This window comes from Sphingomonas bacterium (assembly GCF_903644135.1).
GTDB lineage: Bacteria > Pseudomonadota > Alphaproteobacteria > Sphingomonadales > Sphingomonadaceae > Sphingomonas.
In genome coordinates this window covers 1-8,505 of record NZ_CAHJXA010000101.1, presented here as the reverse complement: position 1 = coordinate 8,505, position 8,505 = coordinate 1, and the positions used below count along the sequence as shown (strand labels likewise).

At 68.1% G+C, this 8,505-nt stretch carries 9 protein-coding genes and 1 pseudogene; 6 read left to right on the top strand and 4 right to left on the bottom strand.

Going from position 1 to position 8,505, the window contains the following annotated elements:
- Both dgoD and HUU96_RS07140 read left to right on the top strand, forming a co-directional pair.
- Positions 1-706, top strand: a 706-nt coding sequence (gene dgoD / locus HUU96_RS07145; RefSeq protein WP_174292147.1) for a galactonate dehydratase, incomplete at its 5' end; no start/stop codon positions are given.
- Between the two features lie 266 nt (positions 707-972).
- Entirely contained in the window at positions 973-1,356 is a 384-nt protein-coding gene (locus HUU96_RS07140) for a MerC domain-containing protein (protein ID WP_174292146.1), read from the top strand.
- On the opposite strand, the gene HUU96_RS15090 is transcribed toward HUU96_RS07140, so the two are convergent.
- Positions 1,330-1,545: a hypothetical protein gene (locus tag HUU96_RS15090; protein WP_254605087.1), complete on the bottom strand. Its 216-nt coding sequence runs from the start codon at positions 1,543-1,545 to the stop codon at positions 1,330-1,332. The two genes, HUU96_RS07140 and HUU96_RS15090, sit on opposite strands and share 27 nt — an antisense overlap.
- On the opposite strand from HUU96_RS15090, the gene HUU96_RS07135 reads away from it, so the two are divergent.
- From HUU96_RS07135 to HUU96_RS07120, 4 genes are all read left to right on the top strand, one after another.
- On the top strand, positions 1,484-2,581 hold the full coding sequence (locus tag HUU96_RS07135; protein ID WP_254605085.1) for a CobW family GTP-binding protein: 1,098 nt from the start codon (positions 1,484-1,486) through the stop codon (positions 2,579-2,581). The genes HUU96_RS15090 and HUU96_RS07135 overlap by 62 nt on opposite strands.
- A 289-nt stretch (positions 2,582-2,870) precedes the next feature.
- Entirely contained in the window at positions 2,871-3,677 is an 807-nt protein-coding gene (locus tag HUU96_RS07130) for a cysteine hydrolase family protein (protein ID WP_217430285.1), read from the top strand.
- Positions 3,674-4,024, top strand: coding sequence for a RidA family protein (locus HUU96_RS07125; RefSeq protein WP_174292144.1), 351 nt, complete (start codon positions 3,674-3,676; stop codon positions 4,022-4,024). The genes HUU96_RS07130 and HUU96_RS07125 overlap by 4 nt, the downstream gene beginning before the upstream one ends.
- Positions 4,025-4,044: 20 nt before the next feature.
- Entirely contained in the window at positions 4,045-5,727 is a 1,683-nt protein-coding gene (locus tag HUU96_RS07120) for an MOSC domain-containing protein (RefSeq protein ID WP_174292143.1), read from the top strand.
- Here HUU96_RS07120 and HUU96_RS07115 read toward each other — a convergent pair.
- The 3 genes and pseudogenes from HUU96_RS07115 to HUU96_RS07105 form a co-directional block, all read right to left on the bottom strand.
- Positions 5,724-6,221: an SCO family protein gene (locus HUU96_RS07115; protein ID WP_174292142.1), complete on the bottom strand. Its 498-nt coding sequence runs from the start codon at positions 6,219-6,221 to the stop codon at positions 5,724-5,726. The genes HUU96_RS07120 and HUU96_RS07115 overlap by 4 nt on opposite strands.
- Positions 6,218-7,813: a hypothetical protein gene (locus tag HUU96_RS07110; protein ID WP_174292141.1), complete on the bottom strand. Its 1,596-nt coding sequence runs from the start codon at positions 7,811-7,813 to the stop codon at positions 6,218-6,220. Before HUU96_RS07110 ends, HUU96_RS07115 begins: the two co-directional genes overlap by 4 nt.
- Before the next feature lie 2 nt (positions 7,814-7,815).
- A pseudogene (locus HUU96_RS07105) lies at positions 7,816-8,505 on the bottom strand (hypothetical protein); the annotation flags it as partial.

The following is an 8,505-nucleotide window of genomic DNA, read 5'->3' as shown; positions in this document are numbered from 1 at the left end:
CGCCACCGCCGACCTGGGCTGGCTGGACAGCCCGCGCGCACTCGACGAGACGGTCACGCGCGTGGCGGCGGTGCGCGAGCTGGGGCTCGACGTCGGGCTGGATTTCCACGGCCGCGTCCACCGGCCGATGGCCAAGCAGCTCGCCGCCGCGGTCGCGCCGCTGCGGCCGCTGTTCATCGAGGAGCCGCTGCTGTCCGAGCATCTGGAGGGCATCGCCGAGTTCTCGCGCCACACCACTGTCCCGATCGCGTTTGGTGAGCGGCTCTACAGCCGTTGGGACTTCAAGCGGGTGTTCGAGGCCAATTGCGTCGACATCATCCAGCCCGACCTCAGTCACGCGGGCGGCATCTCCGAATGTCGACGGATCGCGGCAATGGCGGAGGCGTACGACGTCGCGCTCGCGCCCCACTGCCCGCTCGGGCCGCTGGCGCTGGCCGCCTGCCTGCAGGTGGCGCTGACCAGCCCCAATTTCGTGATCCAGGAAATGTCGCTCGGCATCCACTACAACGCCGATGGCGCTGACCTGCTGACCTACCTCGTCGATCCGTCGGTGTTCGACGTCCGCGACGGCATGGTGGCCGCGCCCGAAGCGCCCGGCCTGGGTGTGACCATCGACGAGGAGCGGGTACGCGACGCGGCTCGCACGCCCCCAGCGTGGCGCAACCCAGTATGGCGCGGCCCGGACGGTGCCGCACGCGAGTGGTGAGACCTGGAACAGTGTAAGGGGGCAGACAAGATACGGGGCGACCGCGCTCATTCGGTCCTAGCGCGCTGCATTATCGAACGCATCAGCATGTGCGCTGCCAAGCACACCACGGAAGCGATCGCGTAGACCGGCCGTGTCCACCGAAGCCGATCGCGCAACGGCGGTGCGAAGTCGAATGCTCGCAAAGCCTTGCGTGATACACAGTGTCATGGCAGCGGTCGTCCATGCTATTCCCCTCCCAAGTCGCCCGACGATCAGCCACGGATTTGCTGGACGGCACGGCCATGCTCTGCTCGGCGGCGTGCATGGTGCATTGCGTGGTGCTGCCGCTGCTGATCCTGGCGCTACCTATGCTAGCGAGATGGCTCTCCATTCCGGAGAGCGCACATCTCTGGCTGCTGGCCTTTGCGGCACCAGCGGCGGCACTGGCGCTGTCGCTCGGTTTCCGGATGCATCGGCAGTGGGTGCCGCTCGTTGCTGGAGCGGCTGGCCTTGCGCTGCTAGGCACTGCCATATTCGTCGAGGGTGCGGAAGAAACGGCACTCACCGTTGCAGGCTCCATCCTGATCATCTCCGGCCATGTGCTGAACCTGCGTCTGCGGCAGAGATGTGTCTGTTGCGCTCTAGCTGCAGCTGATCGGTCCGGATGAGCGCGGTGACGCCGCCTGGATACCAGGCGTTTTGTCCATGAGCACGCGTGGCAGGAAGGACACGATCCCCGTCTCCCTGCTCACCGGGTTTCTCGGCAGCGGCAAGACGACGCTGCTCAACACGCTGGTGCGGGATCCGGCGATGCGCAGGGCGCTCGTCATCATCAACGAGTTCGGATCGATCGGCATCGACCATGACCTCGTCGTGCCTGCGCAGGAAGAGACGGTTATCGAGATGGCGAGCGGGTGCCTGTGCTGCACGATCCGCGGCGATCTGGTGCGTGCGTTGCGCGATGCGCCCTGGCGCTTTGCGCGCAATGGCGAGCGCTGGTTCGATCGCGTATTGATCGAGACGACCGGGCTCGCCGATCCGATCCCTATCCTCCACACCCTGCTTACCAACAAGCGGATCGCCGAACTCTACCGGCTCGACAGCGTCGTCACCACCGTTGATGCCGCGACCGGCATGGCGACGCTCAACGCGCAGCTGGAAGCGGTGCGACAGATTGCCGTAGCGGATCGGTTGGTCCTCACCAAAACCGACCTGGTCCCGGCAGAAGACGCCCAGCGTCTGCAGGCGCGTCTGCGCACGATCAACCCGGCAGCGCCGATCGCTGTCGCGATCCAGGGTCAGTTGGACCCAGCGGGCCTGTTCGGCGCTGCCCTGTATGATGCCGACGCCAAGGGCGACGATGTCCGATCCTGGCTGAACGCCGAAGCCTATGAAGCGCAGAAAGGGCATGACGATGACCATCGCCATCATCATGCGCACAACGGCGATGATCACGATCATGATGTGAACCGTCACGACGACCATATTCGCTCGATCTGCCTGACCTTCGACGAGCCGCTGGACGGAGATGCGTTCGAGGGTTGGCTGGAGGTGCTGACGATGTTCGTCGGCCCGCAGATACTTCGGATCAAGGGTATTCTCAACCTCGCCGAGTTCGACAGGCCCGTGGTGGTTCACGGCGTTCAGCATATCTTCCACCCACCGCTGATGCTCGATGGCTGGCCGAGCGACGATCGCCGCTCGCGGATGGTGTTCATCACGCGTGACCTCGACGAGGCGGCGCTACGCCAAACGCTTGGGCTGCTGATGAACGACATCTCCCGCTTCGAAGTTTACGGGCCTCGCGATACGGGGCTGACGGGAGCCGTTCCGCAATTGTTGCTGCGACACAGTGGCAACCTTGATCTTGCGTCCGCCATCCCGCGCATGTGAATGAGCTATCAGTGCTGGGCCCGCGCGGATCGGCTCCCGCAGCCCGAGCCCTTGCCAGACCGCGGGGATTTGCCAGATCACCAGCCGCTCCAATATTATGACCAGATTGTCCCCAACTCAGATGGAATGACGAGAAACAGCGCGGTCAACGTGCCGAGGATCTGGTTGGCAGTCCAATCCCGCTTCAACGCGTGCTGAACGACAATCGCGCCAACATCAACTCTTTTCCCTTACAGATCGTTGACGTTATGTAGCCAATCCGTCATTCTACTCTGGAAGGAGTGTGACCATGAACGGCTTCATGCAGAGCAGCGTCGGGTGGCCGGTGATCGGCATCCCCTCGGGTAACGCCTACCGTGTGAGCGACGATTGCGTCGATATGCGCAGGCCGCAGCGACCGACCAATACGACGCGCTTGCCGGCGCTGCCGCAGAGCCTCATCCTCGATCGCGGTAGGACGGCGTTGATCGTGATCGACATGGTCAATGATTTCTGTGCGCCCGACGGGTGGATCGCGTCGATGGGCGTCGATGTCGGCCCAGCGCGGGCGCTGGCGGAGCCGATCAACCGCGCCGCCGACGCGCTACGCGCGGCCGGTGCGCCGGTGATTTGGGTGAATTGGGGCGTCCGACCTGACCGGCTCAATCTGTCGCCCGGAACGCAGCACCCGTTCAATCCGAACGGGCGCGGGCCGGGGCTGGCCGGCGAACAGGCCGGTGCGGCGCGCACCCACAAGGTGCTGACGGCGGGCAGCTGGGGAAGCGAGATCATCGACACCCTGACCCAGAGACCGGAAGACATCCATGTCGACAAGCACCGCATCAGCGGCTTCTGGGACACGCCGCTCGACGCGATCCTGCGTAACCTGGGCGTGACGACGCTCTTCTTCGCGGGCGTCAACGCCGACCATTGCGTCCTCGGCACGTTGATGGATGCCAACTTCCACGGCTATGACACGGTGATGCTCGAGGATTGCGTGGCCACCACCTCGCCCGATTTCTGCCTGCAGGCGACGTTCCACAACGTGCGCTTCTGCTTCGGCTTCACCACCACCTCGGCCGATCTGGCGGCGAGCTTCGCGGCGGCGGAAGCATGACCATCCGCCGCATCCAGCCGGGCCCGCGGATGAGCCAGGCCGTGGTGCATGGCGGCACCGTCTACCTGGCCGGGCAGGTCGCGCTCGACGCGATGGACGGCGACGCCGCGGCACAGACCCGCGCGATCCTCGCTCGCGCCGACGCGCTGCTGGCGGAGGCCGGCTCGGCGAGGGACCGCATCCTGTCGGCGACGATCTGGCTAGCGGACATGGCCGACTTCGCGGCGATGAACGCGGTGTGGGACGCATGGCTGCCGGCCGAAGCCGCGCCGGCGCGTGCGACGGTCGAGGCGCGGCTGGCGCTGCCGGAGTTCCGCGTCGAGATCGCCCTGGTGGCGGCGGTCTGATCGATCGCCCGGCGCTGGCGATGAAGCTGCTCAATTTCTCGATCGGCCAGGTGCAGACGATCCAGTTCGGTGCCGAGGTCATCAAGACCGCGCACATCAAGGCACCGGTCGCCGAGCCCTGGGTTATCACCGAGGACGGCGCGGCGGGGGATCGGCGCGCGGTCCACCCCGACAAGCTCTATGCCTATGCGCGCAGCAGCTATGACTATTGGGGAAACCATCTCGGCATCGATCCGGCGCGCTGGCCCGACGGCTTCTTCGGCGAAAACCTAACGCTCGACACGCTTGACGAGGAGGAGGTGCGCGTCGGCGACGAGTTCGCGCTGGGCGACGAGGTGCGGCTGGTCGTCGCCGGTGCGCGGACGCCCTGCGCGAAGCTGGCATGGCGGCTGAGCCAGCCACGCACCTTTCAGCGGACCTTTGCCCTATCGCGGCGCACCGGCGTCTATCTCGGCGTGCTCGCGACCGGCGTTGTGCGGCCCGGCGACGCGCTGCGGCGCATCCGTTACGATCCGGCGATGCCCAGCATCGCCGACGTCTGCGATTTTGTGGCGAGCCATGCGCCGCCGCCGCTGGAGCCGCTGCGGCGCTTGCTGGCGTTCGCGCATCTCAGCCCGACGATCCGGCTGTTGCTCGGCTCGAAGCTCGATGCGGCCGAGCGCGCCGCCGAGACGGTTGAGGGGCACTGGCGCGGCTGGCGGCGGTTCGTGATCGACCAGGTCGTCGAGGAGGCGCGCGACATCCGCTCCTTCCATCTGCGCCCCGCCGACGGCGCGGCGCTGTGCCCGCCGCGGCCCGGCCAGTTCGTGTCGGTACGCATGACCGGCGACGACGGCCGGCCGATCACCCGCAGCTGGAGCCTGTCCGCCTTCGCGCACGACATGGCGGAGTACCGGCTGACCGTGCGCCGCCAGTCGGGGGCGGGCTCGATCTGGCTGCACCGCGCGGAGGCGGGCGCGGAGGTGATGCTGCGCGCGCCGGCGGGCGACTTCGTGCTCGACATGGGCTTCCGACCTGTCGCGCTGGTCGCCGCCGGGATCGGCATCACGCCGTTGCTGGCGATGCTGCACGCTCACCTTGCCCGGCCGAGGCCGACGCCGGTGTATCTGATCTATGGCGGCCGGACACCGGAGGAGCTGGCGTTCCGCGCCGAACTGGACGCGCTCGCCGCCGCGCATCCCGCCCTGACCGTCACCTATGTCTATAGCCGTTCGGACGCTGGTGGCCGCGCGCTGAGCCGCATCACGCCCGAGTTGGTGATCGGCGCACTGGCCGGGCTGCACGTCGTCATGGAGGATCACCGCATCGAGCTGCCGTGGTTCGAGGCGGACATCTACCTGTGCGGTCCCGGCGCGTTCTGCACCGACCTGCGCGCCGCCTTCATCGCGCGCGGAGCCAACCCCGATCACATCTTCCTGGAACGGTTTGAGGCAGCAGCGGCGGAGGTGTCGACGCTGGAAACCGCGCAGGTCGAGTTCGCCCGCTCGGGCGTCACCCTCGACTGGCACGCCAACGATGACGCGACGCTGCTCGACCTTGCCGAGCAGGCCGGCATCGCGATCGAGAGCGACTGCCGCGCCGGCACCTGCCAGACCTGCCGGACGCACGTGCTAGCGGGAGAGACGACGGCGGCGACTGGCGACGGCGCGGCTTTGCTGTGCATCGGCCGCCCAAAGACGGCACGGCTGTTGCTCGACGCTTAGGCGATCGCCGACGCGATCGTGGCGGCGATGCGCTGCTCGTCGGCAACGTCGGTGAAGTGCGTCACATAGCCGCCATCGGTACCGATCAGATAGCTGAAGGCGGTATGCGCGACGGCATAGCCCTGCGGGTCCTCGGCGTCGGCGACGCGGCGGGCGAACACCTTGTAGGCCAACTTCATCGCCTCGATCGCCGCCCGGTCGCCGGTCAGGCCAAGGAAGCGGGGATGGTGCGCTTCGCAATAGGCGCGCAGCACCGCGGGCGTGTCGCGCTCGGGGTCGACGCTGATCAGCAGCGGCTGGATCCGCTCGGGCGTCGCGACGGCCAGCTCCAGCGCCGCCGACAGTCGCGCCAGCGCGCGAGGACAGACCACGCGGCAATGCGTGAACCCGAAATAGAGCAGCGCCGGACGGCCGAGAAAGGTCCGCTCGGTGACCACTCGGCCGAAGTGATCGGTCAGGCTGAACGGGCCGCCGACCGGCGCGCGGGCCGTCAAGGCGCGTCCCAGGCGATCTCGAAGCCCTGCGTCCCGTCGATCTCGGGCGCGATCTCCAGCTTATCGCCGACGCGCCGCACCGGCACGGTGCCGCCCGTCACGCCAGCCTCGTCGCCGTGTGCCAGCACCCCGTCGTCGTCGCGCAGCGTCCAACGACCGCGCCCGAAGACGTTGGTGGTCACCAGCGACACCGGCCCGGCGCGATCGGCGCGGCGCGTCAGGGTGAAACCCAGCCGGCGGCCTGCGGCATCGTAACGCGCGCGCGGCACATCGACCGTGTCGGCCAGCTCGACGATCAGCGGCTCGGCGAAATGCACCTTGCCCCAGGGCTGGTTGTAGAGCGCCCACAGCCCGTCGGGCACGTTGAGCGCGGCATAGCCGAGCAGCGCGTTGCCGGTGATCGGCTCCATTAGCGTCTGGTGACCGGCCTCGTCGTGCCGCCGGTCGTTGCGCGGATAGTAGAGGCCGCCCTTCGCCCAGGTCGGCGCCATGAAGCGGTCGGCGTGGCGGGTGAGCGCGTCCAGCGTCGCGGCATCGCCCATCTCCGACGCCCAGGCGGCGACGAAGCCGAAATCGCCGGCGTCATAGTCGAGGGTCAGGCCGCCATGGCTGGGCGGCGCGCTGAGCTTCACCGCCAGCGCGTCGCCGTCGCTCGGCACGAGCAGGTCGGCGATCTGCCGGCGGTAATGGCCACGGATGAAGTCGCGGTTCCACATGTTCATCAGCATGCCCGTCCAGCCGTCGACCCAGGCGCTGGGCGAGCCGTTGGGGATCACGGTGCGGCTGTCCTCGGTGACCAGCATGTTGAAATGGCCGTTGCCGCCGACCCGGCCAAACTCCGCCCAGGTGCGCTGATAGCCCTCGATCACCTCGTCGGCACGCGCCTCGCCGGTCAGCACGTCGTGCATCCGGAAGCCGAGGATGGCGGGCTGGTTGCAGATCTGGAAGACGCAGTTCGGCTCGCAGGCGATACCGAGATAGCCGCTCTCGACCATCTTCCAGTAAAGCAGGTCATTGAGGCTGTGCTGGTCATAGGCGAAGCGCTTGGGCCCGTCGCCCCAGAAGAACGAGGCGTGCTCGAACGCGATCGACTCGGGGCGGTCGTACCTGTCGTCGCCGAACAGCACCGAATAGAGCAGGGTCAGCGACTGGACATAGGCGCTGTACATGATGTTGTCCCTGACCACCGGGTTCCACTCCTCGCCGAGCTGCGGGCGCAGATGGGCGTTGAGGGCGTGGCCGCCCTGGCTGACGTTGCGCCAGTAGAGCCAGACGTCGGGGTGGAGCAGCTTGCCGATCAGCCGGTCGAAGGTCGCGCGGAACGCGCCGGGCGCGTTGGGCGCGCGATGGACGTGCGCCAGCGCCAGCGCATAGGCCATGAAGGCGAGCTGAAAGCGGTAGGAGCCAAAATCCTCCTGCCCGTGCATCTTGGTGCCCATGTGCGACCAGTCGCCGGGCGGCTGCAGCGACAGGTTCTCGATATGGCGCAGGTGGCCGATCTGGCGGCCGGACATCTCATCGTCCCAGCCGAGGTCGAACCGCGGCGGCGTGTCGGCGCGCCAGGCGTCGGCGGCGATCGTGGCGGGGGCCATGCTCAGGCGCTCATCGTCGGCGGCCGGCGGCGGATCGCAACCCGGACGATGCTGAAGGCGATAATCGCGACCAGCGCCGCCGTCGCCGTGACGACCGCCATGCCGGTGCCGATCGCGTTGCTTGAGCCAGCTGCCAGCCGGTCGGAAATGAGCCCTGGCAGCAACGGCCCGAGCCCCGCGCCGACGACGTTGAACGCCACCGTCGACAGCGCCAGCCCTCGCGCGCGGCCGCCGCCTGACACCAGGAGCTGGATCGGCGTCGCCGCCAACGTCAGCGCGGTCGACAGCGGCAGCGCGCCGGCGAAGAACATCCACCCGGCAACCCGCGCGTCGCTCGCCAGCGCTGCCGCCACCAGCGGCCCGGCGAGCAGCACGCTCGCCACCAGGATGATGTCGATGACGCGCGCCAGTACCCGCTCGCCGGTGACCGCGCCCGCCAGCCAGCCCGACAGCCCGGCCCCGACCAGCCCGGCGACGACATAGGACGGTCCGACCATCAGCCCCGCCGCCGACGCGCTGATCGCGAACGAGCGCTGCAGCCGCATCGGCAGCCAGGCGAGCTCGACGAACAGCAGCAGCACCAGCGCGGTCATGCCGGCGATGGTCAGCGCGAGCAGGCCGACCGTCCCGTTGCTCGCATCGGCGGCCGAGCCGAGCGCCACCGCCGCCTGCTCGCGCCGCGCCGGGTCGCG

Coding starts and splice junctions, on each gene's coding strand:
- HUU96_RS15090 (WP_254605087.1), bottom strand. CDS start 1,545: ATGCCGATCGATCCGAACTCGTTGATGATGACGAGCGCCCTGCGCATC.
- HUU96_RS07130 (WP_217430285.1), top strand. CDS start 2,871: ATGAACGGCTTCATGCAGAGCAGCGTCGGGTGGCCGGTGATCGGCATC.
- HUU96_RS07125 (WP_174292144.1), top strand. CDS start 3,674: ATGACCATCCGCCGCATCCAGCCGGGCCCGCGGATGAGCCAGGCCGTG.
- HUU96_RS07120 (WP_174292143.1), top strand. CDS start 4,045: ATGAAGCTGCTCAATTTCTCGATCGGCCAGGTGCAGACGATCCAGTTC.
- HUU96_RS07110 (WP_174292141.1), bottom strand. CDS start 7,813: ATGGCCCCCGCCACGATCGCCGCCGACGCCTGGCGCGCCGACACGCCG.